Raw genomic sequence first — 23,012 nt, forward strand, 5'->3', positions numbered from 1 at the left:
TTATATACGGGCCTCCCAGCGCGATGGCGGAGTAGCTCAGCTGGTTAGAGCAGCGGAATCATAATCCGCGTGTCGGGGGTTCGAGTCCCTCCTCCGCTACCATCAAGGACAAGGGGTTGCCGACCGGGCGGTCAGCAACCCCTTTTTCCTTGCCCGCGTCACGCCACCCGCTGGACGCCGGCGATGAAGGTGTGGACGCTGGTGGTCACCGTGCCGGCGCGGGAGGTGAGCGAGGCGGCGGCGCCGTGCACCTGCGTCACCGCGCCTTCCGCCCCCAGGGCGGCGACGTCCACCCGGGCCACCACGTCGTCCACCGACCGGGCATTGTCGGCGGCTTCGGCGGCGTTGCGGGCGATCTCGTCGGTGGCGGCGCACTGCTGCACCACGGCGCTGGCAATGGCGCCGGTGATCTCCCCGAGGGTGCCGATGATGGTCGACAGGTCGGCCATGGCGGCGGCGGACTCGCCCACCGTGCCCTGCATGGTCTCGATCAGGTCGCCGATCTCGCCGGTGGCGCGGGTGGTCTGGTTGGCGAGGCTTTTCACCTCGTTGGCGACCACGGCGAAGCCCTTGCCGGCGCTGCCGGCGCGTGCCGCCTCGATAGTGGCGTTCAGCGCCAGCAGGTTGGTCTGGCTGGCGATGGTCTCGATCAGGCCGAGGATCTTGCCGATGTCGGCCGCCGCCGTCTGCAGGCGCTCCACCACCCGGGTGGCATCGTGGATGCGGCTGCCGGCCGCCTGGGTGGTCTCGGCGATGACGTGGACCTGGCGCTCGATCTCGCGGATGGAGGACGCCATCTGCTCCGACGCCGCCGACACCGCCTGCACGTTTTCGGTGGCGCGCACGGCGGCATCGCGGGCGACCAGGGATTCCTTGCGCACCGTCTCGGTGGCGCTGGCCATGTGGGCGGCGGCGGCCCCCAGCTGGGTGGAGGCGGCGGTGATGTCGGCCACCAGCATCTCGGCCGTCGACTGGAAGCCGCAGCCTTCCTCCTCCACCGCCTTGCGGGTGCGGGTGCGGACCAGCTCGAAATAGACCGTCAGGCTCATGGACAGGTCCATGAAGATGGCGGCGTGGACGGCCTGCAGGATGTCGGCGGTCTGCTCGGGCTTCCACTTGTTGGCGCGGGTCACCAGCCGGGTCAGGCCGTCGAGGAAGAACGAGTAGCCGGCGAAGTACGTGTTGGGATGGATGTCGTGGCGGGCATGGGCGGCCCCGATGCGGCGGCAGTTTTCCTCGTACTCGGCGCCCCAGTTGCCGGAGAACAGGAACTGCATCCAGTGCCGCCGCTGCGCCTGCTTCACGTGGTCGAGGGCGGCATGGCTGCGGAACGGCTCGCGCAGGCCTTCGGTCGCCATGACGAAGCGGTAGAAGTCGTCGATGATGGTGTCGATGTGGCGCTCCAGCAGCGGGCGAGCAAGCTGGAGGCCCTTCAGGGTGTTGGCGTCGATCCGCAGGGCCGCATTCAACCGCGCATCCATCTGGGCTTCTCCCGGTGGTAAGGGGTGAGGATAGTTCTTTCGGGCAAAGAAACCAGTACCATCACCTTACCCTTGGGGTGAAGGCGTCTCTTACCCCCAGGTCTCACACCAGAAAGTAGGTATTGTCTCAATTCCAAAGCGGGAATGGGCGGCGCAGACGGCGGAAACGTTGGTCGCGAAGACCGACAGGACTGGATGGTTACTTGCTGCCTCTGCAGACCGCGTGACCTGGCTTTATACCTTTTCGCCCTGCAGCCGACGGCTATGACCATTGGTGGATGCTTTCGGCGCTTTGTTGCTGGGTCGGCCACCTTTGCTCCAGCCGCGCGGTCGCCACGGCGGCGGCACGCGCAGCAATAATACCAAGGCATGAAATTTTTGAACCCACGGCACCGCGCGCCGTTGGTGGCCGAGTTCGTTGCCGATCCTCAGCAGCGACATGAGCGGAGAGTGGTTCCGATGACCCCTGCAGCAGTCCGAACCTTCGCCCTGATCCTGGGCATCGTGTTCGTGGTGGTCGGCATTGCCGGCTTCATCCCCGCCTTCGTGGTTGCACCGGCCACCGATGCCGGTCTGGCGCTCGACCACGGCCACGGCCGCCTGTTCGGGCTGTTCCCGGTCAACTGGCTGCACAACCTGGTGCACCTGGCGTTCGGCGTCTGGGGGCTGGTGGCGTCGCGCGGCTTCGGCGGCGCCCGCGGCTATGCGCGGGCGGTGGCGGTGATCTATGCCGTGCTGGCGGTGATGGGGCTGATCCCGGTCCTGCGCACCACCTTCGGCCTCATCCCGCTGTACGGTCACGACATCTGGCTGCACTTCGCCATTGCCGCGGTGGCCGCCGTGTTCGGGTTCATGCGGGTGTCGAACGGCACCACGGCGCGCCCGTAAGGCGTCCAGCCGCTGCTGCCGTCGAGGGCGTCCGCCTCAGGAGGCGAGGGCGGTGGGCGGCGGGTCGGCGGCGGCGGTGACCGGGTCTTCAGCGTCGGCGGCGGCGGGCAGGGTGAAGCGGAAAACCGAGCCCTGGCCGGGCACAGACTCAACCCAGATCTCGCCGCCGTACTGGTGGACGATGCGCTTGCACACCGCCAGCCCGACCCCCGATCCGCCGTCGTGATTGCTGCCGTCCAGGCGCTGGAACAGGCCGAAGATGCGCTCGAAGTATTGCGGCTCGATGCCGATGCCGTTGTCGGCCACCGACAGCACCCAGTGCGCCGGCTGGCCGCTGCCGGGGGCGGCGCTGACCTGGATGCGCGGCGTCACGCCGGGGCGGGCGTAGCGCAGGGCGTTGCCGAGCAGGTTCTGGAACACGCTGGTCAGGCGGGCGTCGGTCAGCAGCGGCGGCATGGGCGCCACCTCGACCACGGCGCCGCTGTCGGCGATGTCGTGTTCCAGGTTGCGCAGCGCCTCCTGCACCGCCGTCGCCACCGGCATCACCGCCTGCACGGCCGCCGGGTTGGACAGGCGGGAGTAGTTCAGCAGGTCGCGCACCAGTGCCGACAGCCGCCGGGCATTGCCGACCAGGAAGGCGAGATAGTCGTCGGCGTCGGCATCCAGCCGGCCGCGGTAGCGGCGGTCCAGCAGCTGGGCATAGCTGACGATGTTGCGCAGCGGCGTCTGCAGGTCGTGGGAGGTGGCGTAGGCGAAGCTTTCCAGGTCGGCGTTGGACCGTTCCAGCTCGCTGTTGGACCGCTCCAGCTCCAGGGTCTTGGCCAGCAGCGCCCGTTCGGCGGCGGCGCGGCGGGTGACGTGGCGGGCGGTGCCGAAGGCGATGGTGGCCATCAGCAGGAACACCACGATGCCGAGCACGCGGGTGGTGGTCAGGGTCTGTTCCACCGCCTCCCAGCCGCCCACCGGGGCGCCGGCGAGCGCCCAGGCGCCGTCGGGCAGCTGCACGTCGACCACCACCGGGCGGTCGGTGAACACGACGTCGTCCCCCCACACCAGCGGCCCGCCGAGGCCGCCGCCGTCGCGGCCGCGGATGGCGACATGGAACCAGCGGCCGGGCGAATCGACGCCCGTTTCACTGAACACCTTGGGGATGTCGAGCACCACGTTGACCATGCCGAAGAACGGCCCCGGCTCGCCGTTCTCGCCGGGCAGGAACACCGGCGTGCGGGCGATCAGCCCGATGCCGCCCTGGATCAGCGGCACCGGCCCCTGCAGCTGCGAGGCGCGGCTCTCGATGGCCTTCTGTACGTTGGCAAGCTGCTCCGGCACCCGCGAGAAGGGGGCGCCGATGACCGCCTCGTTGCCCTCCAGCGGGTAGGTCATGGCGATCACCATGCCGCGGCTGACCACGATGTTGCGCACGGCGCTGTGGCCGTCCAGCAGCATGGCGGCGACGCGGTTGAATTCTTCCTCGGTGATGTCGCCGCGCGCGACGATGAAGGCGGCCATGCCGCGCGCCCGCAGCAGCGGGGCGCTGATGCTGGCTTCCAGCTTGGCGCGCATGATGTCGAGCTGGCTGCGGATGGCGGCGCGGGCGTCGGTGTGCAGGGTCTGGCGCTCGACCATGTCGAGGCGCACCAGGGCCATCAGCGACAGCAGCGTCACCAGGGCGGCCAGCAGCCACGGCAGCACCGTTGCGCCGGCGGCCTCCCTTCCCGCACCTGTCCTGCGCGTCACCGGCTGCTCGGCCATGGATCGCGTCCCCTCCGTCCCCCACGACAGAGGATAGACCACTGCCGGCCCCGGCGGAAGGGGGCGCAATGACCCCGCCGCCGGCCGGCGGGTCAGTGGGAGGCGTGCAGCAGCCGGCCGCGCTCGGTCACCAGCACGCAGACCAGGGCGGCGAGGCCGTAGACGGTGAAGGCGATCACCAGCGGCCGCACGGTGCCGTCGTAGGCCTGGCCCGCCAGCCAGCCGAGTCCGGCGCCGGCGGCGGTGGTGTAGAAGCCGGTCAGCGACGATCCCATGCCGGCGATGTGGCCCAGCGGCTCCATGGACAGGGCGCCGAAGTTGGGGGCGATGAGGCCGAAGCAGAAGAACGACGCCATCAGCAGCACCACCAGCACCGTCAGCGACGGCGGCTCGCCACCGAGGCCGACCACCGCCATCAGCAGCCCGGCGGCGACATAGCCGATCAGCGCCGCATGGGACAGCCGCCGCATGCCCAGCCGGACCACCAGCCGGGTGTTGAGCAGCGACGCCACCGCCATCACCGAGGCGACGATGCCGAACACCACCGGGAAGGACTCGGTGGTCAGGCCGTAGACCTCCATGAACACCTGCTGGGCGCTGCCGATGTAGGTCATCAGCGACCCGAACAGGAACCCCATGCCGACGGTGTAGCCGACCGTCGGCCGCGACCGCACCACCGTCAGCGCCGCCTCGGCCAGCGGGCCGGGCGACAGCGAGCGGCGATGCTCGGGCGTCAGCGTCTCGGGCAGGCGCAGGGCGGTCCAGCCGGCCAGCAGCCCGCCCACCGCCAGCAGGGTGCCGAAGATCCACTGCCACGGCCCGAGGGCCAGCACCGCCGCACCGATGAACGGGGCGACGATGGGCACGATGATGAAGATCATCATGGCGAAGGACATCACCCGCGCCATGCCGCGCCCGGCGAAACGGTCGCGCACGATGGAGACGGCCATGATGCGCGGCGCCGCCGCCCCCAGGCCCATCAGCGCCCGCGCCCACAGCATGGTGGCGAACGTCGGCGCGATGATCGCCAGCACGACGCCAAGGGCGAAGATGGCGATGCCCGCCGCCACCACCGGCTTGCGGCCGAACCGGTCCGACAGCGGCCCGCACAGCGGCTGCCCGGCGGCAAAGCCGAGCAGGTAAGCGGTGATGACCAGCTGGCGGTCGTTGGGATCGGCCAGCGCGAAGGTGGCGGCGATGTCCGGCAGCGCCACCAGCATGATGTCGATGGACAGCGCCGTCAGCGCCATCATCAGGGCAATGATCGCGACGAACTCGCCGAACCGCAGGTCGGAACGCGGAAGGGCGGCATCGCTGGACGGGGTGGCCATGCAGGCTCCTGGCGGGTGAGGGGCGGCGGCGGGGCCGGAGGGCGGCCGCAGTTCAGGCGGGAGATAGTACAGGCGGGAGAAACGGCAGCGCCCGGCCGGCGGTTCTGCCGACCGGGCATGCGTTGCGGTCATGGCTTCACGTCACTATAGCAGCCCGCCGCCGCCGGGCAGAGCCGTTCCCGCCGCGCCGGACGGGGCCTCTGCCCGCCGCGGGCGGCGGCTTCCGGTCAGCCGGCGTCCTGGAAGGCGGCCTTGCTGCGGCGCTCCAGCTCGTCGGGCGGCACGTCCTCCACATGGGTGGCGACGTACCAGCGGTGGCCGAAGGGGTCCACCAGGGTGCCCATGCGATCGCCGTAGAACTGGTCCTTCACCGGGCTTTCCACCGTGGCGCCGGCCTCCACCGCCTGCGCCGTCACGGCGTCGACATCGGGCACGTAGAGCAGCAACGACACCGGCGAGCCGCGGTAGTGGCGGGGGCCGTGGGCCTTCATGTCGGGGAATTCGTCGCACAGCATGATCATGGAGCCGCCGACGCGCATTTCGGCATGGCCGACGCGGCCGTCGGGCATGGCCATGCGCATGACTTCCTCGGCCCCGAAGGCGCGGCGGTAGAACTCCAGCGCCGCGGCGGCGTCGTGGACCACCATGTAGGGGGTGACGGCGCCATAGCCGGCGGGGACGGGGTCGACCTTGGTGCTCATGACGGAACCTCCGTTCAAGTCTGGAAGGGCCGGCATCATAGCACCAGTGTTCGCGTTGTGTTCGCGCAAACCGCGCCCCTACGCCATCAAGACAGGGGTGCTACGCCGTCTGCCGCCGGCGATGCAGCAGCACCAGCCCGCCGCCCAGCACCAGCCCCCAGAACGCCGAGCCGATGCCCCCCAGGCTGAGGCCGGAGGCAGTGGTGAGCAGGGTCATCAGGGCCGGCAGGCGGTGTTCCTCGTCCTGCACCGCGCCCTGCACGGCGCCGCCGAAGGCATTGACCAGGGCAAGCCCGGCCACCGCCTCGATCAGGATCGGCGGCGAGCGCAGCACCAGCGTCGCCGTCACCGCCGCCAGGGCAGCGAGCGCGATGTAGCCGAGGCCGCCGACGAAGGCCGCCTGCCAGCGCCGGCCGGGGTCGGGCTCGGCATCGGGGCCGGCGCACAGGGCGGCGGTGATGGCGGCCAGGTTCACGGTCGGGGCGCCGAAGGGGGCGGTCAGCGCCGACAGGGCGCCGGTGGTCAGGAACGCCGGCGGCACCGGCGGGGCATAGCCGTAGGTGTGCAGCACCGCCAGGCCGGGGATGTTCTGCGACGCCATGGTCACCACGAACAGCGGCAGAGCGATGCCCACCAGCGCCTCGACGGTGAAGGCCGGCATCACCGCCGTCAGCTGCGGCCAGGCGAAGGCGGCGGCGGTGGCGCCATCGAGCGGCGTCTGCAGCACCATGGCGGCCAGCGCCACCGTCACCGCCGCTGGCACGGCATACAGGCGGGCGAAGCGGCCGACGACGATCCACGTTCCCAGCACCGCCAGCGCCACCACCGGCGCCTGACCGATGGCGATGAAGGGCGCCAGGCACAGCTTCAGCAGGATGCCGGCCAGCATGGCATTGGCCAGCGGCTTGGGGATCGCCGCCACCCAGCGGCCGAGCGGCGTCCACAGCCCGGCCAGCATGATCAGCAGGCCGGTGACCATGAAGGCGCCGACGGCGGCGGCGAAGCCGCCCTCCACCGCGCCGGTGCCGGCCAGCAGGGCCATGCCGGGGGTGGTCCAGGCGACGCTCACCGGCATGCGGGTCCAGCGGCTGAGGGCCATGGCGCTCAAGCCCATGGCGAAGCCCACCGCCGCCAGCCCCGACACCACCTGCGCCGGGCTCGCCCCCATGGCAGTCAGGCCCTGGATCACCACGGCGACCGAACTGGAGTAGCCGACCAGCGCCACCAGCAGGCCGGTACCGGCCGCCCGGGTGGACAGGAAGGGCGATGCTGTCGATGATGTCATGGTGCGGCCTCCGGGGGATCGGAGGCACGACAGTATATTGGATCCAATATCCACGCAAGGGCCGCCGCCGGACCATGACGCCATGACTCTGTCCCCCGACCTCAGTGCCTTTGTCGACCGCCACCGGCCGCGCTTCCGCACGGCGACGGAGTTCATCGAGGCGGCGCTGCGCGATGCCATCCTGTCCGGCGCCGTGGCCGGCGGCACGCCGCTGCGGCAGGAGGATCTGGCGGCCGCCTTCGGGGTCAGCCGCATGCCGGTGCGCGAGGCGCTGCGCCAGCTGGAGGCGCGGGCGCTGGTGGAGTTCCATCCCCATCGCGGCGCCGTGGTGGCCGAGATTTCCGCCACCGACGCCGCCGACATCAGCGCCATCCGCGCCGCGCTGGAGCCGGCGGCGCTGCGGGCCTCGGTGCCGCAGCTGACGGCGGCGGACCTCGACCTTGCCGCCGACCTGCTGGCCGAGATGGAGGCCGAGACGGACCCCGGCCGCATGGGCGAGCTGAACCGCCGCTTCCACATGACCCTCTACGCCCGCTGCGGCCTGCCGCGCCTGCTGGCGCTGGTGGAGCAGCATCTGGCGGCGGGTGACCGCTACCTGCGGTTCCAGTTCGATGCCCTGGCCTACCGCGCCCCGTCGCAGCGCGAGCACGTCGCCCTGCTGGACGCCTGCCGCGCCGGCGATACCGAAGCCGCCTGCCGGGTGCTGGCCGACCATGTGGAACAGGGCCGCCGCCATCTGGCGGATTACCTGCAGCAGCGAGAGGTGGCGGTGCCTCCCGACTGATCGTTCGGCAGCGCGGAGGCGCCATGTTGCACCGCACGGCTGGGGCATGGGCAACGGGCGCCGAACGCGCTATAAACCCGCCAGGGAAGCCCGCGCAGCGCGCGATTAACTGAAACATGGTTAAGGCAGGCCGATGACCCGCGATTTCAAGGACTTGGCGCTCACCTACCACCGCTGGCCGACGCCCGGCAAGCTCGCCATCACGCCGACCAAGCCGATGGCCAACCAGCGCGACCTGGCGCTGGCCTACAGCCCCGGCGTGGCGGCGGCCTGCGAGGCCATCGTCGAAGACCCGGCGCAGGTGGCGGAAGTCACGGCCCGCGGCAACCTGGTGGCGGTCATCTCCAACGGCACGGCGGTGCTCGGCCTCGGCGACATCGGGCCGCTGGCGTCCAAGCCGGTGATGGAGGGCAAGGCGGTCCTGTTCAAGAAGTTCGCCGGCATCGACGTGTTCGACATCGAGCTGAACGAGAAGGACCCCGACAAGCTCGTCGACATCATCACGGCGCTGGAACCCACCTTCGGCGCCATCAACCTGGAAGACATCCGGGCGCCGGAGTGCTTCGAGGTGGAGCGCCGCTGCCGGGAGAAGATGTCCATCCCGGTGTTCCACGACGACCAGCACGGCACCGCCATCGTGGTTGCCGCCGCCGTGCGCAACGGCCTGCGGGTGGCCGGCAAGGCCATCGGCGAGGTCAAGGTGGTCTCCACCGGCGGCGGCGCGGCCGGCATCGCCTGCCTGGACCTGCTGGTGGAAATGGGCGTGAAGCGGGAGAACGTCTGGCTCGCCGACCGCGACGGGCTGGTCTACAAGGGCCGCCAGATCGGCATGAACGGCTTCAAGGACGCCTACGCCCAGGACACCGCCGCCCGGACGCTGGACGAGGTGATCGACGGCGCCGACATCTTCCTCGGCCTGTCCGGCCCCGGCGTGCTGACCGGCGCCCAGGTCGCCCGCATGGCCGACAAGCCGCTGATCCTGGCGCTCGCCAACCCGACGCCGGAGATCATGCCGGAAGAGGCCAAGGCCGCCCGTCCCGACGCCATCATCGCCACCGGCCGGTCGGACTACCCGAACCAGGTCAACAACGTGCTGTGCTTCCCCTTCATCTTCCGCGGCGCGCTGGACGTCGGCGCGACGACCATCAACGAGGAGATGAAGCTGGCCTGCGTCGAGGCCATCGCCCATCTCGCCATGGCGGAGCCGTCGGACGTGGTGTCGTCGGCCTATGTGGGCGAGTCGCTGCGCTTCGGCGCCGACTACATCCTGCCCAAGCCGTTCGACCCGCGCCTGATCGTCGAGATTGCCCCCGCCGTCGCCAAGGCGGCCATGGACAGCGGCGTCGCCACCCGCCCCATCGCCGACTTCCGCGAATACCGCGAGAAGCTGGAGCAGTACGTGTTCCGCTCCGGTCTGGTCATGAAGCCGGTGTTCGAGCGCGCCCAGGCGGCGCCGAAGCGCATCGCCTATGCCGAAGGCGAGGACGAGCGCGTGCTGCGCGCCGCCCAGACGGTGCTGGACGAAGGGGTGGCGAAGCCCATCCTCATCGGCCGCCTGGACGTCATCACCGAACGCATCCGCAATCTCGGCCTGCGCATGACGCCGGAGGTGGACGTGGAGGTGATCGAGCCGCTGCGCGACATCCGCTATCATACGTATTCGGATGCCTATCACCGCCTCATGCGCCGGCGCGGCGTGTCGCCTGACTATGCCCGCACCATCGTGCGCAGCCGCAACACGGTGTTCGCCGCCCTCATGGTGCTGCGGGGCGAGGCCGACGGCCTGATCTGCGGCTCCACCGGCCGCTATGCCCAGCACCTGCAGCACATTCTTGACGTTCTGGGCGTGCAGCCGGGGGTGAACACCATCGCCGCCATGAACCTGCTCATCATGCAGAAGGGCACGTTCTTCATCACCGACACCTACGTCAACCCCGACCCCGACGCCGAGCAGCTGACCGAGATTGCTCTGCTGGCGGCGGAGGAAGTGCGGCGCTTCGGCATCGAGCCGCGGGCGGCGCTGCTGTCCCATTCCAACTTCGGCAGCCACGACGACACCTCCGCCGCCAAGATGCGCAAGGCGGTGGAAGCCATCTGGCACCGGGCGCCGGACCTGGAGGTGGAGGGCGAGATGCACTCCGACGCCGCCCTGTCGCAGATCATCCGCGACCGCATCTTCCCCGGCAGCCGCCTGAAGGGCGAAGCCAACCTGCTGATCATGCCGAACCAGGATGCCGCCAACATCGCCTTCAACATGCTGAAGGTGCTGGGCGACGGCCTCAACATCGGGCCGATCCTGCTCGGCGTGGCGCAGCCGGCGCATATCGTGACGCCGTCGGTGACGGTGCGCGGGCTGGTGAACATGACGGCGCTGACGGTGGTCGACTCGCAGGTCCACACGCCGCTGCCCACCATTCCGCCGCACCATCAGATGCCGCCGACCCTCGATCCGGCCTGAGCAAAGCGTTAGCCTGTGCCGGGGCGGAATGGCGCCGCACAAGGAGAAGCACGGAATGAAGACGGTTCACGCGCGCATCGAAGGCCTGGTGCAGGGCGTGTGGTATCGCGGCTGGACCCGCAAGACGGCCATGGAACTGGGCCTCGCCGGCTGGGTGCGCAATCGCACCGACGGGTCGGTGGAGGCGCTGTTCCACGGCCCGGAGGCGGCGGTGGAGAACATGGTGGCGCTGTGCCGGTCAGGTCCGCCGGCGGCGCGGGTGGCGGCGGTTCACCTCCGCCCCGCCACCGCGGAGGAAGCGCCGCAGGACGGCAGCTTCGAGCAGCTGGGCACGGTGTGAGCCGCCGGGGGCGCTATGACACGCCCCAGCCCAGCGCCACCGCCACGGCGAGCACCAGCACGGCCACCAGAATGGTGACCATGCCGGCATCCCGGCCGAGTCCCTTCGCCTGCGCCCGGCTGGCGCCGCTGGCGCGGGCGCGCGACGACACCCAGTGGTCCGCCACCTGCGAAGCCACCACCACCGCCGCCACGCCGGCCGCCAGCAGTTCCGCCCGATCCCACAAGGGCTGCAACTGGTCCAGAGGCATGGTCCGCTCCCCTCCCGCACGACCTCACTCCCACACAGCCCTATGTTGGCGCAGAAGTGTGGAGAAGCAATATGGTGAGAGGACATAATACCCCGTGATGAGGATGGTGCCGGGCGGCGGCACCTTCAGCCCGGCGCGTGGCGCAAATGGCCCTTGCCGGCGGCGGCGTCGGCGGGTGAAGTAGGGGCCTGCCCCGCATCCGTCAGCGCCGGAGGAGTGTCATGAGCTGGGACATGTGGCTGGTGTTCGTGCCGGCGACCTTCCTCATCAACCTGTCGCCGGGGCCCAACAACCTGCTGGCCATGAACAACGGCGTGCGCTTCGGCTTCGCCGCCGCCATGGCGGGCGGCCTTGGCCGGCTGCCGGCCTTTGCGGCGCTGATCGGGCTGACGGTGGTGGGGCTGGGGGCGCTGCTCGCCACCTCGGTCACCGCCTTCGTGGTGCTGAAGTGGGTGGGCGCGGCATACCTGGTCTATCTCGGCGTCAAGCTGTGGCGGGCGCCGGTGACAGATGAGACGGTGGCGGCGGAAACCGGGCCGCAGGGGCGCCGCCTCGGCCTGCACCTGGCGACGCGCGAGTTCATGATCGCCGCCAGCAACCCCAAGGCGATCCTGGTGTTCACCGCCTTCTTCCCGCAGTTCCTCGATCCGGCGCAGCCGGCGTGGCCGCAGCTGCTGTCGCTGGGGGCGGTGTTCCTGGTGCTGGAGATGGTGGCGCTGGCGGTCTATGCCGCCTCGGGCGGCGGGCTCGGCCGCTTCATGACCAGCGGCCGCGGCCGGCGCATCATCAACCGCATCAGCGGCACGGCGCTGATCGGCGCCGGCGTCGCCCTGGCGGCCACCCGCCGGTAGCGGTGGCGGTAGCGGCGCCTCAGGCGCCGTGACCGTCGAGGCGCCTCAGGCGCCGGTGAAGCCCAGCGCCAGGGTGGCGATCCAGGCGGAGTAGAGGCCGAGCACGGCGCCGCCCAGCAGCCGGTGCAGGCTGGGGCCGAGGATGGTGGCGAACACCGCCATCGCCTGCGTCAGCGCCAGCCAGCCCACCACCAGCAGGGCGGCGGACGCCACGAACACGGGAACGGCATCGGCAAGGCCGAGGGCCTGGGCAGCGAAAGCAAGCATGCCGGGTCTCTGTCAACGAAGGTCCGCCCGCAGCGGCAGGGCAAGGGGCATCGGGCCGCCGGGCGTCGGCCCTGCTTATCGCATGCGGATAAAGAAAGCGTAAAGGCCGGAATGCTGTCGCCTGTCGACATCGCGCCGGAGAGGAAGAACAGCCGGCGTCTGCACCTTTACGGCGTGGAACGAAGCCGGTTCAAAGGCGCCTGGAAATCTGTTAAAAAGCGCCCGTCCTAATACAGGTACACAGGAGTGTTTTAGATGACGAAGGACGTGGTTCCCGGAGTGAAGGTCGCGGTGGTGGGTGTGACGGGTGCGGTCGGGACCGAGATGGTCGCCGTTCTGCACGACCGCAAATTCCCGCTGACCGACCTGCGGCTGTTCGCCTCTGCGCGCAGTGCCGGCAAGACCGTGGAGACTCCCTTCGGCACTAAAACCATTGAAGAATTCACCGTCGATGCGGTGGCGGAGTGCGACATCGCGCTGCTGGCCGTCTCCGGCGACTTCTCGCTGGAATACGCGCCGCAGCTGGCCGCCCGCGGGGTGACGGTGATCGACAACTCCTCGGCCTTCCGCTACGACGCCGACAAGCCGCTGGTGGTGCCGGAGATCAACCCGCAGGCCATCGGCGACTCGAAGATCATCGCCAACCCCAACTGCACCACCGCCATCCTGGTGGTGGCGCTGGCGCCGCTGCACAAGGAATTCGGCCTGAAGCGCGTCATCGTGTCGACCTACCAGGCGTCGTCGGGCGCCGGTGCGGAAGGCATGAAGGAGCTGGAGGACGAGACCCGCGTGGCCCTGGAAGGCGGTCAGGCCGGCAACAAGGTGTTCGCCCACCCGCTGCCGTTCAACCTGATCCCGCACATCGACAAGTTCCAGGACAACGGCTACACCAAGGAAGAGATGAAGGTCACCTGGGAGACCCGCAAGATCATGGGTCTGCCGGACCTGCCGGTCTCCTGCACGGCGGTGCGCATTCCCATCCTGCGCGCCCACTCGGAAGCCGCCACCCTGGAAACCGAGAAGCCGGTCGATGTCGCCCGCGCCCGCGAAGTGCTGGCGACGGCGCCGGGCGTCAAGCTGGTGGACGACACCGCCAGCAACGCCTACCCGATGCCGCTCAATGCCTCGGGCAAGTACGACGTGGAAGTGGGCCGCATCCGCAAGAACGTGGTGTTCGGCGACCATGGCCTCGACATCTTCGTCTGCGGCGACCAGCTGCTGAAGGGCGCCGCCCTGAACGCCGTGCAGATCGCCGAGTGCGTGGTGGCCGGCAAGGTCCGCTGACACCGGCGGCCATGACGGCTTGAGACGAGAACGGCGCGGTTCCCCCAGGGGCCGCGCCGTTTTCCTTGGCAGACAAAGAGGGGAGAGCCGGCATGACCACCACCACCACCGCCGCCCGCCGCACCGGCGCCACCAGCCGGGCGGCCGTCGACCCGGCGGTGCTGGCGGCGCTCAATGCCGGCACGGCGGCGGCGGCGACCCTGGCGGAAAACCTGGCGATGGATTTCGCCGCCCTGATGGCCGCCTGCTTCCCCGCCGTCCCGGCCGAGCCCCTGCGGGCGGCGGCGGCGGAGGGCATCACCCGTCGCATGGCCCTGGCGGCGGCGCTGCTGGCGGAGCATCTCGGCGCCGAGGCGGCGCTGGCGGCCTGCCGCGATCATCCCTCCGACACCGTGCGCGGCTGGGGTGCCTATGTGGTCGCGGCGGCGGCGGAGCCGCGCGATCTGCCCGACCGCCTGACGGCGATCCGCCCCTTTGCCGACGACGGCCATTTCGGCGTGCGGGAATGGGCGTGGCTGGCCCTGCGGCCCCACATCGCCGCCGCGCCCGAGGCGGCGGTGGCGGCGCTGCTGCCGTGGACGGCGGAAGCGTCGGAGAACCTGCGCCGCTTCGCCTCGGAAGCGACCCGTCCGCGCGGGGTGTGGTGCAGCCACATCGCCCTGTTCAAGCAGCGGCCGGAGGTGGCGCTGCCGCTGCTGGAACCGCTGAAGGCGGACCCCTCGGCCTACGTCCGGGCCTCGGTCGCCAACTGGCTCAACGATGCCGGCAAGTCGCAGCCACAGTGGCTGGCGGCGCTCGCCGAGCAGTGGGCGGCGGAGGCGCCGGGGGCGGAGACGGCGGCGCTGCTGCGGCGGGCCTGCCGGTCCCTGCGCTGACGCCGGCCCCTCAATCCTCCTTGCGCAGGTCGAGGATGCGCTTGGCCTTGCCCTGACTGCGCTCGATGGCGCCATGCGGCTCCACGTCCACCGCGGCGGTCACGCCGATGAACGACTTGATGTGGTGCGCCAGTTCGCGCCCGGCGGCTTCACACACCGGCGGCGGCATGTCGGCGGAGCGCATCTCCACCCGCACCTTCAGCCCGTCCAGGTGCCCCTGGCGGCTGACCACCAGCTGGTAGTGGGGGGCGAGGCGGCTGTCCTTCAGGATCAGTTCCTCGATCTGGGTCGGGAAGACGTTGACGCCGCGGATGATCAGCATGTCGTCCGACCGCCCGGTGATCTTCTCGATCCGCCGCATGGTGCGCGCCGTGCCCGGCAGCAGGCGGGTGAGGTCGCGGGTGCGGTAGCGGATGACCGGCATGGCCTCCTTGGTCAGGCTGGTGAACACCAGTTCGCCGACCTCGCCGTCGGGCACCGGCTCGCCGGTTTCGGGATTGATGATCTCGGGGTAGAAGTGGTCTTCCCACAGGGTCAGGCCGTCCTTGGTCTCGATGCACTCGATGCCGACGCCGGGGCCAATCACCTCCGACAGGCCGTAGATGTCGATGGCGTCGATGCCCAGGCGCTCCTCCAGTTCCAGGCGCATGTCGTTGGTCCACGGCTCCGCCCCGAAGATGCCGATCTTCAGCGAGCAGTCGCGCGGGTTCATGCCCTGGCGCTCCATCTCGTCCGCCAGCACCAGCATGTAGGACGGCGTGACCATGATGATTTCCGGCTGGAAGTCGCGGATCAGCGCCACCTGCTTCTCCGTCTGACCGCCCGACATGGGGATGACCGTGCAGCCCAGCGCCTCCGCCCCGTAATGGGCGCCGAGGCCGCCGGTGAACAGGCCGTAGCCGTAAGAGATGTGGACCTTCATGTTGCGCCGGCCGCCGGCGGCGCGGATGGACCGCGCCATCACCCGCGACCACATCTGCACATCCGACTGGGTGTAACCGACCACCGTCGGCTTGCCGGTGGTGCCGGAGGAGGCATGGATGCGCACCACCTCGTCCATCGGCACGGCGAACATGCCGTAGGGGTAGGTCTGGCGCAGGTCGTCCTTCGACGTGGTGGGGAAGTGGCGCAGGTCCGCCAGTTCCTTGAAATCGCGGGGGTGGATGCCCTTGTCGTCGCACTTGTTGCGATAGTGCTCGACGTTTTCATAGGCGTGGCGGATGGACCATTTCATGCGCCGCGTCTGGATGGCGGTCAGTTCGTCGCGCGAGCAGATCTCGATGGGGTCGAGTTCATGCTCGGCCGGGCGCCGGGTGACGTCCATCTTCGCCATGGTGGTCTTCAGCATGTTCATGGTCTGACGTCCTTCCTGCATGTCCGTTTCCTCGCCTCGCCGGGGACTCTGTTGGGGGGCGGTCACACCCGTTCGAGGATCATGGCAATGCCCTGGCCGACGCCGATGCACATGGTGCACAGCGCAAGGCGGCCCTGGCGGTGGTGGAGTTCGTAGGTGGCGGTGGTGACCAGCCGGGCGCCGCTCATGCCGAGCGGATGACCCAGCGCGATGGCGCCGCCGTTGGGGTTGACGTGGTCGGCATCGTCGGGCAGGCCGAGGTCGCGCAGGACCGCCAGCCCCTGGGCCGCAAACGCCTCGTTCAGCTCGATCACGTCCATGCGGTCGAGGGTCAGGCCGGCCAGCGCCAGCACCTTGCGGCTGGCCGGCGCCGGGCCCATGCCCATGATGCGCGGCGGCACCCCGGCGGTCGCCATGGCGACGACGCGGGCGCGCGGCGTCAGGCCGTGGCGGCGGGCGGCCTCCTCCGACGCGACGATGAGGGCGCAGGCACCGTCGTTGACGCCCGAGGCATTGCCGGCGGTGACCGATCCGCCCTCCTTGCGGAAGGGCGTCGGCAGGTTCGCCAGCTGCTCCAGCGTCGTTTCCGGGCGCGGGTGTTCGTCGGTGTCGACCACTACCGGCTCGCCCTTGCGGCGGGGGATGCTGACCGGCACGATTTCCTCGGCGAAGCGGCCCGAGGCCATGGCGGCGCCGGCCCGCTGCTGGCTGCGCAGGGCGAAGGCGTCCTGGTCGGCGCGGCTGATGCCGAAGTCGGCGGCAACGTTCTCCGCCGTCTCGGGCATGGAGTCGATGCCGTACTCCGCCTTCAGGCGCGGGTTGACGAAGCGCCAGCCGATGGTGGTGTCGTAGATCTCGGCGGTGCGGGAAAACGCCGTTTCCGCCTTGGGCATGACGAAGGGGGCGCGCGACATGCTCTCGACGCCGCCGGCGATCCACAGCGAGCCTTCGCCGGCCTTGATGGCCCGCGCCGCCATGCCGACCGCATCCATGCCCGATCCGCACAGCCGGTTGACGGTGGTGCCCGGCACTACGTCGGGCAGCCCGGCCAGCAGGGCGGCCATGCGGGCGACGTTGCGGTTGTCCTCGCCGGCCTGGTTGGCGCAGCCGAGCGCCACGTCGTCCACCGCGTCCCACTCGACGCCGGGGTTGCGCGCCATCAGCGCCCGCAGCGGCACCGCCGCCAGATCATCGGCCCGCACCGGGGCCAGCGCGCCGCCGAAGCGGCCGATGGGGGTGCGGACGGCATCGCAGATGAAGGCCTCAGCCATGGGCCATGGCCTCCGTCACCCGCCCCTTCAGGGTGCGAGAATTGCCGCGGAACTGGGCGATCACGGTGCCGTCCTGGCTGGTGACGGTGACGTCGGTAACGCCGCTGTGGCCCTGGCGCCAGGTCTCCCGCGCCTCCGCCCGCAGCACGTCGCCAAGCTTCGCCGGGGCGCAGAAGGTGACGGCGCAGCTGGAGGCGACGGTCACCAGATCGTGCGAGTTGCAGGCATAGGCGAAGGCGGTGTCGGCCAGGGTGAAGCACAGCCCGCCGTGCAGGATGCCGTGGCCGTTCACCATGTCCGGCCGCACGGTCATGGTGCAGACGGCATAGGACGGCCCGACCTCCGGCACCGCGATGCCAAGGGCCTGCGCCGCGTGGTCGCGGTCGTACATGGCGGCGCGCACGGCCTCCGACAGGGCCTGCGGATCGGGGTGAACGGCGCCCGTGGCGGCGCTGGTGGTGGTGGATGCGCCTTCAGGCATGGAAACGGCCTCCTCCCAGGACCTTGCGCCGCAGCAGGGCCGACGGCCGGTAGCGGTCCTCGCGATAGGTGGTGAACAGGTTTTCAAGGATGGTGTGGACGCGCCCGAGGCCGATGCCCTCGGCCCAGGCCAGCGGCCCGCGCGGATAGTTGACGCCGAGCGTCATGGCGGTGTCGATGTCGGCCGCCGCCGCCACGCCCTGCAGCACCGCGTCGGCGGCCTCGTTCGCCAGCATGGCGACGGTGCGGGTGACGATGAGGCCCGGCACGTCGTCGATGACCGACACCTCCAGCCCCAGCGCCTGCAACAGCCCGACGGCGGGGGCAAGGGCGGCGGCCGGCGTCTGGTCGGCGCGGGCGACGGCGGTGCGGCCGGCGGTGAGCCAGTCGCCGGCAAGGTCGTGGACCACCACCGGCCGGTCGCCGAGGCTCGCCGACACTTCCGTCGCCGTGCGGCCGTCGGAGGGCAGCAGCAGCACGCCGTCCACCTCCACCCCGCCGGGGCCGTCGGCGCGGTCGTGGGCGAGGCCGCGCGCGGCGATCAGCGGCAGCAGCGGGCTGTCGCCCGACACCGTCACGCGGGCGGGCGGCGGGGCGGCATCGGCGGTGGCAGCGAGCGGGGCGGCGGCGGCGTCGCGGTGGTCGTAAAAGCCACGCCCGCTCTTGCGGCCGAGCCAGCCGGCATCCACCAGCTCCTTCTGCACCAGCGACGGCAGGAAGCGGGCATCGCCGTAGCAGGCGGCGAAGACCGAACTGGTGACGGCATAGTTCACGTCGTGGCCGATCAGGTCCATCAGCTCGAACGGCCCCATGCGGAAGCCGCCGCCCTGGCGCATGACGGCGTCGATGGTGGCGGGGTCGGCGGCGCCTTCCTGCAGCACCCGCAGGCCCTCGGCATAGAACGGCCGCGCCACCCGGTTGACGATGAAGCCGGGGGTGGAGCGGGCGCGCACCGGCGTCTTGCCCCAGGCGCCGGCGGTGGCGTGGATGCAGTCGGCGACGGCGGGGTCGGTGGCAACGCCGGAAATCACCTCCACCAGCGCCATCACCGGCGCCGGGTTGAAGAAGTGCATGCCGACCAGCCGCTGCGGCCGCGCCAGCGCCGCGCCGATGGCGGTGATGGAGAGCGACGAGGTGTTGGTGGCGAGGATCACCTCCGCCCCGCACAGGTCTTCCAGGGCCCGGAACACCTGCTGCTTGACCTCCAGCTTCTCGACGATGGCTTCCACCACCAGCCGCGCCGGGGCGAGGTCCGCCAGCCGCTCCACCACCGTGATGCGGCCGAGCAGCGCCTCGCGGTCGGCGGCGCTGAGGCGGCCCTTGTCCACCAGCCGGGCGAGGCCGCGGCCGATGCCGTCGCGCCCGGCGGCGGCGGCGCCCGGCACGGCGTCGTGCAGCAGCACCCCGTGGCCGGCGGAGGCCGCCACCTGGGCGATGCCGGCGCCCATGGTGCCGGCGCCGATGACGGCAACGGGGGCGGAGGCGGGAAGGGCGGTCGCGGTCATGTCAGCGCCCCTGGAAGACGGGCTGGCGCTTGTCCATGAAGGCACGCACCCCCTCCTGATAATCGGCGGTGCGGCCGGCGAGGCGCTGCAGGTCGCGTTCCAGGTCCAGCTGGGCGTCGAAGGCATTGGTGCTGCTGGCCGCCAGCGCCCGCTTGATGAGGGCGAGGCCGCGCGTCGGCATGGCGGCGAGCCGGGCGGCCAGGGCCTGCGCCTCCCCGGCCAGGGCCTCGTCGTCGACGCATTTCCAGATCATGCCCCAGGCTTCCGCCTGCTCGGCCGTCACCTTGTCGCCCAGCATCATCAGGGCGCTGGCGCGGGCCGGGCCGATCAGGCGTGGCAGGGTCCAGGTGCCGCCGCTGTCGGGGATCAGGCCGATCCTGCAGAACGCCTGGATGAAGCTGGCGGAGCGGGCGGCGAGCACGATGTCGCAGGCCAGCGCGATGTTGGCCCCGGCCCCGGCGGCGACGCCGTTGACGGCGCAGACCACCGGCATCTCCAGCGCCTTCAGGCTGCGCAGCAGCGGGTTGTAGCGGGCTTCCAGGCTTTCCCCCAGGTCGGGCACCGCGTCGCCCGGCGCCACGGCGCGGTCCGACAGGTCCTGCCCGGCGCAGAAGCCGCGGCCGGCGCCGGTCAGCAGCAGGCAGCGCACCGTCTCGTCGCGCCGGATGGTCTTCAGCGCGTCGGCCAGGTCGGCGTGCATCTGCACGGTGAAGCTGTTCAGCTTGTCCGGCCGGTTGAGGGTCAGGGTGGCGACGCCGTCGGCAATGGCGAGCTGGATGGTCTCGTAGGTCATGCAGGTCCCCGGTCGTCAGCGGCCGCGAAAGGCGGGCCGGCGCTTTTCGGTGAAGGCGGCGAGGCCCTCGCGGCGGTCTTCGGTGGCGAACAGCTGGCAGAAGGCGCGGCGTTCGAAGGCGAGGCCCTGGTCGAGCCCGACCTCGAAGGCCTTCAGCACCGCCTCCTTGGCCAGCCGTACCGCCAGCGGCGGTTTGGCGGCGATGGCGGCGGCCAGGGCGACGGCGCGCTCGACGGTCAGTTCGGGCGGGCAGACCTCGCTCACCAGGCCGCGGGCGAAGGCAGTGCGGGCATCCAGGAAGGCGCCGGACAGCACCAGCCGCATGGCGTCGGACTTGCCGAGGGCGTGGGTGAGCCGCTGGGTGCCGCCGGCGCCGGGGATGATCCCCAGGTTGACCTCCGGCTGGCCGAACCGGGCCGTCTCGCCGGCGATCAGCACGTCGCAGTGCAAGGCCAGTTCGTTGCCGCCGCCCAGGCAGAAGCCGTTGACGGCGCCGATCAGCGGCTTCGGAAACTGGCGGATCGCCTGCCACAGCGCGGGCCGGGCGTCGGTGAGGATGGAGACGGCATCGTGCGCCGCCAGTTCGCCGATGTCGGCGCCGGCGGCGAAGACGGTATCGCCGCCGGTCAGCACCACGGCGCGCATGTCGTCGTCGGCAGCGGCGGCGGTCAGGGCGGCCGCGATCTCGCGCAGGGTCTGGGTGCGCAGGGCGTTGCGGGCCTGCGGCCGATGCAGCGTGATCTGCAGCACGAACGGTACCGGCCGGCTCAGCCGGATGTCCTCGCAAGCGGACTCCGCCCGTGCCTCGCCCGTGGGGGCCAGAGGCATGGTCACCGTGTTCCTCCCATCCGGCCGGTTTGTCCGACCTTGGCGCCCGGCTATTGCGCAGCGGTGGCGGCCCGAAGGCGGCCGGCTGCGGCATCGGGGCCGCTTTTTAATGATACAAAATCGTCTCATCGCATCTGAAATTTGTAAACCTTTTTTATCCGCCATCATGGCGCCCGAACGGATGAGGGGAGGCGGCCCCATCCTACTCCGGCGGAAACCCTCGGTCCGCGACGCGACAATGGTATCCTGCCACCGTCACCCTGTCGCCCGGCAACGGGTTGCGCCGCAGGGCTGCGGGACTGGACAGACTGCGGCACGTTCGATACAGAATTAGACAGCTGGAATGAGTTTTGGTATCACGAAAGCCTGATCCCGGCGGTTGGGGAAGCGACGGCCGCCATGGCCCGCCGACAGGAAACCCCGCCGCCGCGGCCGCGTTCCGCCGGCCCGACAGCAGCAAGAGCGCCCGCCGCGGCGCCGCATCCACCAAGGGAGGTCCCCCATGACCATGATGTTCGGCGCCGCCGCGGCGCTGGTCGCCAAGCACAAGCCGACGCTGGAAAAGGCCGCTGCGGCGGCGCAGGCGCGCGGCTACTGGTCGCTCTACCCCGAGCACCTGAAGGCCTATGGCGAGACGGCGCGCGAGGATGGCGAGGCCGCCTTCCGCGCCCATCTCGGCAAGCCCTTCGCCCTCGACGTGCCGGGTGCGGCCGGCACCGTCGGCGACGAGGCCGGGGCTTTCGGCGTCGAGCTGGGCATCACCTATCCGAAGCCGGACATCGACGCCGTGCTCGCCGCCGCCGGGGCCGCCCTGCCGGCCTGGCGCCGCGCCAGCCCCGACGAGCGGGCGGCGGTCTGCGTCGAGATCCTGGAGCGCCTCAACCGCCGCACGCCGGAACTGACCTTCGCCGTCATGCACACCACCGGGCAGGCCTTCATGATGGCCTTCCAGGCCGGCGGCCCGCACGCCCAGGACCGCGGGCTGGAGGCGGTGACCTACGGATGGATGGCGCAGACCCAGGTGCCGGCCGGCGACGTGACGTGGGAAAAGCCGCAGGGCAAGAACCCGCCGCTGGTGATGAAGAAGCGCTGGCACGTCAGCCCGCGCGGCGTCGCGGTGGTCATCGGCTGCGCCACCTTCCCGACCTGGAACGGCTACCCCGGCCTGTTCGCCAGCCTGGTGACCGGCAACCCGGTGGTGGTCAAGCCGCACCCGCAGGCGGTGCTGCCGCTCGCCATTTCCGTCGCGGTGGCGCGCGAGGTGCTGGCGGAGGCCGGCTTCGACCCCAACCTGGTGATCCTGGCGGCCGATTCGGCGGCCGAGCCCATCGCCAGGGATCTCTGCACCCGGCCGCAAGTGAAGATCATCGACTTCACCGGCTCCACCGCCTTCGGCGACTGGCTGGAAGACAATTGCCGGCAGGCGCAGGTCTATACCGAGAAGGCGGGCGTGAACTTCGTCGTCATCGATTCCACCGACGACTTCAAGGGCATGGTCCGCAACATGGCCTTCACGCTGTCGCTCTACAGCGGCCAGATGTGCACCACCACCCAGAACATCTTCATCCCCAAGGACGGCATCGACACCGAGGACGGCCGCAAGTCCTTCGACGAGGTGGCGCAGGCGCTGGCCGCCGGGGTGGACAAGTTCCTGTCCGACCCGGCCCGCGCGGTGGAGGTGCTGGGCGCGGTGCAGAACCCGGCGACCGCCGCCCGCGTCGACGAGGCGCGCGGCCTCGGCACCGTGCTGCTGGACAGCCGCAGCGTTGACCATCCGTACCTGCCCGGCGCACGGGTGCGCACGCCGCTGATGCTGGCGGTGGACAAGGCGGCGGCGGAAACCTATTGCCGCGAGTGCTTCGGTCCGGTGTCCTTCCTCATCGCCTGCGACGACACCGCCGACTGCCTCGCCACCGCCCGCCGCACGGCCATGGAGCACGGCGCCATCACCGCCGGGCTCTACAGCACCCGGCCGGAGGTGGTGGAGGCGGCGGTGGAGGCCTGCCTGGACGCCCAGGTGGCGCTGTCGGTCAACCTGACCGGCGGTGTCTTCGTCAACCAGACGGCGGCCTTCAGCGATTTCCACGCCACCGGCGGCAATCCGGCGGCCAATGCCAGCCTGACCGACCTGGCCTTCGTCGCCAACCGCTTCCGCTTCGTCGGCGTGCGCATGCCAGGGTGAGACGGGCGGCCTCGTGAACGAGCAGGGCAGGGAGCCGCCGCCAGGGCGCCGG

At 70.8% G+C, this 23,012-nt stretch carries 21 protein-coding genes and 1 tRNA gene; 9 read left to right on the forward strand and 13 right to left on the reverse strand.

What is annotated here, in order from left to right; genetic code table 11:
• Positions 1-25: 25 nt before the first annotated feature.
• Positions 26-102, forward strand: a tRNA-Met gene (locus ABD056_RS07660).
• A 56-nt stretch (positions 103-158) separates the two neighbouring features.
• On the opposite strand, the gene ABD056_RS07665 is transcribed toward ABD056_RS07660, so the two are convergent.
• Complete coding sequence (locus ABD056_RS07665) at positions 159-1,481, reverse strand: methyl-accepting chemotaxis protein (RefSeq protein ID WP_343865962.1); 1,323 nt, start codon at positions 1,479-1,481, stop codon at positions 159-161.
• A 459-nt stretch (positions 1,482-1,940) separates the two neighbouring features.
• Between ABD056_RS07665 and ABD056_RS07670 the strand changes: the two genes are divergently transcribed.
• On the forward strand, positions 1,941-2,369 hold the full coding sequence (locus ABD056_RS07670) for a DUF4383 domain-containing protein (RefSeq protein WP_343865963.1): 429 nt from the start codon (positions 1,941-1,943) through the stop codon (positions 2,367-2,369).
• Between the two features lie 36 nt (positions 2,370-2,405).
• Here the strand turns inward: ABD056_RS07670 and ABD056_RS07675 are convergent, their stop codons facing one another.
• The 4 genes from ABD056_RS07675 to ABD056_RS07690 form a co-directional block, all read right to left on the reverse strand.
• Entirely contained in the window at positions 2,406-4,121 is a 1,716-nt protein-coding gene (locus ABD056_RS07675; protein WP_343865964.1) for an ATP-binding protein, read from the reverse strand.
• A 92-nt stretch (positions 4,122-4,213) separates the two neighbouring features.
• A complete protein-coding gene (locus ABD056_RS07680; protein WP_343865965.1) occupies positions 4,214-5,452 on the reverse strand; it encodes a multidrug effflux MFS transporter in 1,239 nt (412 codons plus the stop codon).
• A gap of 227 nt (positions 5,453-5,679) precedes the next feature.
• Positions 5,680-6,153: a VOC family protein gene (locus ABD056_RS07685; RefSeq protein ID WP_343865966.1), complete on the reverse strand. Its 474-nt coding sequence runs from the start codon at positions 6,151-6,153 to the stop codon at positions 5,680-5,682.
• A gap of 100 nt (positions 6,154-6,253) precedes the next feature.
• Positions 6,254-7,438 carry a benzoate/H(+) symporter BenE family transporter gene (locus tag ABD056_RS07690; protein WP_343865967.1) on the reverse strand — a complete coding sequence of 395 codons (1,185 nt, stop codon included), beginning with the start codon at positions 7,436-7,438 and terminating at the stop codon, positions 6,254-6,256.
• A gap of 82 nt (positions 7,439-7,520) precedes the next feature.
• Here ABD056_RS07690 and ABD056_RS07695 point away from each other — a divergent pair, with 82 nt between their 5' ends.
• The 3 genes from ABD056_RS07695 to ABD056_RS07705 all read left to right on the forward strand — a co-directional run bounded on the left by ABD056_RS07695 (position 7,521) and on the right by ABD056_RS07705 (position 11,020).
• Positions 7,521-8,222, forward strand: coding sequence for a GntR family transcriptional regulator (locus tag ABD056_RS07695; protein ID WP_343865968.1), 702 nt, complete (start codon positions 7,521-7,523; stop codon positions 8,220-8,222).
• A 133-nt stretch (positions 8,223-8,355) separates the two neighbouring features.
• Complete coding sequence (locus ABD056_RS07700) at positions 8,356-10,680, forward strand: NADP-dependent malic enzyme (protein ID WP_343865969.1); 2,325 nt, start codon at positions 8,356-8,358, stop codon at positions 10,678-10,680.
• A 55-nt stretch (positions 10,681-10,735) separates the two neighbouring features.
• Positions 10,736-11,020: an acylphosphatase gene (locus ABD056_RS07705; protein ID WP_343865970.1), complete on the forward strand. Its 285-nt coding sequence runs from the start codon at positions 10,736-10,738 to the stop codon at positions 11,018-11,020.
• Between the two features lie 13 nt (positions 11,021-11,033).
• Here the strand turns inward: ABD056_RS07705 and ABD056_RS07710 are convergent, their stop codons facing one another.
• Entirely contained in the window at positions 11,034-11,270 is a 237-nt protein-coding gene (locus ABD056_RS07710) for a hypothetical protein (protein ID WP_343865971.1), read from the reverse strand.
• Positions 11,271-11,491: 221 nt separating this feature from the next.
• On the opposite strand from ABD056_RS07710, the gene ABD056_RS07715 reads away from it, so the two are divergent.
• On the forward strand, positions 11,492-12,121 hold the full coding sequence (locus tag ABD056_RS07715; protein WP_343865972.1) for a LysE family translocator: 630 nt from the start codon (positions 11,492-11,494) through the stop codon (positions 12,119-12,121).
• A 45-nt stretch (positions 12,122-12,166) separates the two neighbouring features.
• On the opposite strand, the gene ABD056_RS07720 is transcribed toward ABD056_RS07715, so the two are convergent.
• A complete protein-coding gene (locus ABD056_RS07720) occupies positions 12,167-12,388 on the reverse strand; it encodes a hypothetical protein (protein WP_343865973.1) in 222 nt (73 codons plus the stop codon).
• A 255-nt stretch (positions 12,389-12,643) separates the two neighbouring features.
• Between ABD056_RS07720 and ABD056_RS07725 the strand changes: the two genes are divergently transcribed.
• Entirely contained in the window at positions 12,644-13,672 is a 1,029-nt protein-coding gene (locus tag ABD056_RS07725) for an aspartate-semialdehyde dehydrogenase (RefSeq protein WP_343865974.1), read from the forward strand.
• A gap of 92 nt (positions 13,673-13,764) precedes the next feature.
• The gene (locus tag ABD056_RS07730) at positions 13,765-14,547 is read left to right on the forward strand and encodes a DNA alkylation repair protein (RefSeq protein WP_343865975.1); all 783 of its coding nucleotides are present in this window, start codon (positions 13,765-13,767) and stop codon (positions 14,545-14,547) included.
• Positions 14,548-14,557: 10 nt separating this feature from the next.
• Here ABD056_RS07730 and paaK read toward each other — a convergent pair whose 3' ends face one another.
• The 6 genes from paaK to ABD056_RS07760 all read right to left on the reverse strand — a co-directional run bounded on the left by paaK (position 14,558) and on the right by ABD056_RS07760 (position 20,778).
• A complete protein-coding gene (gene paaK, locus ABD056_RS07735) occupies positions 14,558-15,880 on the reverse strand; it encodes a phenylacetate--CoA ligase PaaK (protein WP_343866002.1) in 1,323 nt (440 codons plus the stop codon).
• An 83-nt stretch (positions 15,881-15,963) separates the two neighbouring features.
• The gene (gene pcaF / locus ABD056_RS07740; protein WP_343865976.1) at positions 15,964-17,172 is read right to left on the reverse strand and encodes a 3-oxoadipyl-CoA thiolase; all 1,209 of its coding nucleotides are present in this window, start codon (positions 17,170-17,172) and stop codon (positions 15,964-15,966) included.
• The gene (paaI, locus tag ABD056_RS07745; RefSeq protein WP_343865977.1) at positions 17,165-17,653 is read right to left on the reverse strand and encodes a hydroxyphenylacetyl-CoA thioesterase PaaI; all 489 of its coding nucleotides are present in this window, start codon (positions 17,651-17,653) and stop codon (positions 17,165-17,167) included. Before paaI ends, pcaF begins: the two co-directional genes overlap by 8 nt.
• On the reverse strand, positions 17,646-19,157 hold the full coding sequence (paaH, locus tag ABD056_RS07750; RefSeq protein WP_343865978.1) for a 3-hydroxyacyl-CoA dehydrogenase PaaH: 1,512 nt from the start codon (positions 19,155-19,157) through the stop codon (positions 17,646-17,648). Before paaH ends, paaI begins: the two co-directional genes overlap by 8 nt.
• A 1-nt stretch (position 19,158) precedes the next feature.
• A complete protein-coding gene (gene paaG, locus ABD056_RS07755) occupies positions 19,159-19,950 on the reverse strand; it encodes a 2-(1,2-epoxy-1,2-dihydrophenyl)acetyl-CoA isomerase PaaG (RefSeq protein ID WP_343865979.1) in 792 nt (263 codons plus the stop codon).
• Between the two features lie 15 nt (positions 19,951-19,965).
• Positions 19,966-20,778, reverse strand: a complete 813-nt coding sequence (locus tag ABD056_RS07760) for an enoyl-CoA hydratase-related protein (RefSeq protein ID WP_343865980.1) — start codon at positions 20,776-20,778, stop codon at positions 19,966-19,968.
• Between the two features lie 502 nt (positions 20,779-21,280).
• On the opposite strand from ABD056_RS07760, the gene paaN reads away from it, so the two are divergent.
• Entirely contained in the window at positions 21,281-22,960 is a 1,680-nt protein-coding gene (paaN, locus tag ABD056_RS07765; RefSeq protein WP_343865981.1) for a phenylacetic acid degradation protein PaaN, read from the forward strand.
• Positions 22,961-23,012 lie beyond the last annotated feature (52 nt).

The organism is Caenispirillum bisanense (assembly GCF_039523075.1).
Taxonomy (GTDB): Bacteria; Pseudomonadota; Alphaproteobacteria; order Rhodospirillales; family Rhodospirillaceae; genus Caenispirillum; species Caenispirillum bisanense.

Coding starts and splice junctions, on each gene's coding strand:
- ABD056_RS07665 (WP_343865962.1), bottom strand. CDS start 1,481: ATGGATGCGCGGTTGAATGCGGCCCTGCGGATCGACGCCAACACCCTG.
- ABD056_RS07670 (WP_343865963.1), top strand. CDS start 1,941: ATGACCCCTGCAGCAGTCCGAACCTTCGCCCTGATCCTGGGCATCGTG.
- ABD056_RS07675 (WP_343865964.1), bottom strand. CDS start 4,121: ATGGCCGAGCAGCCGGTGACGCGCAGGACAGGTGCGGGAAGGGAGGCC.
- ABD056_RS07680 (WP_343865965.1), bottom strand. CDS start 5,452: ATGGCCACCCCGTCCAGCGATGCCGCCCTTCCGCGTTCCGACCTGCGG.
- ABD056_RS07685 (WP_343865966.1), bottom strand. CDS start 6,153: ATGAGCACCAAGGTCGACCCCGTCCCCGCCGGCTATGGCGCCGTCACC.
- ABD056_RS07690 (WP_343865967.1), bottom strand. CDS start 7,438: ATGACATCATCGACAGCATCGCCCTTCCTGTCCACCCGGGCGGCCGGT.
- ABD056_RS07695 (WP_343865968.1), top strand. CDS start 7,521: ATGACTCTGTCCCCCGACCTCAGTGCCTTTGTCGACCGCCACCGGCCG.
- ABD056_RS07700 (WP_343865969.1), top strand. CDS start 8,356: ATGACCCGCGATTTCAAGGACTTGGCGCTCACCTACCACCGCTGGCCG.
- ABD056_RS07705 (WP_343865970.1), top strand. CDS start 10,736: ATGAAGACGGTTCACGCGCGCATCGAAGGCCTGGTGCAGGGCGTGTGG.
- ABD056_RS07710 (WP_343865971.1), bottom strand. CDS start 11,270: ATGCCTCTGGACCAGTTGCAGCCCTTGTGGGATCGGGCGGAACTGCTG.
- ABD056_RS07715 (WP_343865972.1), top strand. CDS start 11,492: ATGAGCTGGGACATGTGGCTGGTGTTCGTGCCGGCGACCTTCCTCATC.
- ABD056_RS07720 (WP_343865973.1), bottom strand. CDS start 12,388: ATGCTTGCTTTCGCTGCCCAGGCCCTCGGCCTTGCCGATGCCGTTCCC.
- ABD056_RS07725 (WP_343865974.1), top strand. CDS start 12,644: ATGACGAAGGACGTGGTTCCCGGAGTGAAGGTCGCGGTGGTGGGTGTG.
- ABD056_RS07730 (WP_343865975.1), top strand. CDS start 13,765: ATGACCACCACCACCACCGCCGCCCGCCGCACCGGCGCCACCAGCCGG.
- paaK (WP_343866002.1), bottom strand. CDS start 15,880: ATGGCGAAGATGGACGTCACCCGGCGCCCGGCCGAGCATGAACTCGAC.
- pcaF (WP_343865976.1), bottom strand. CDS start 17,172: ATGGCTGAGGCCTTCATCTGCGATGCCGTCCGCACCCCCATCGGCCGC.
- paaI (WP_343865977.1), bottom strand. CDS start 17,653: ATGCCTGAAGGCGCATCCACCACCACCAGCGCCGCCACGGGCGCCGTT.
- paaH (WP_343865978.1), bottom strand. CDS start 19,157: ATGACCGCGACCGCCCTTCCCGCCTCCGCCCCCGTTGCCGTCATCGGC.
- paaG (WP_343865979.1), bottom strand. CDS start 19,950: ATGACCTACGAGACCATCCAGCTCGCCATTGCCGACGGCGTCGCCACC.
- ABD056_RS07760 (WP_343865980.1), bottom strand. CDS start 20,778: ATGCCTCTGGCCCCCACGGGCGAGGCACGGGCGGAGTCCGCTTGCGAG.
- paaN (WP_343865981.1), top strand. CDS start 21,281: ATGACCATGATGTTCGGCGCCGCCGCGGCGCTGGTCGCCAAGCACAAG.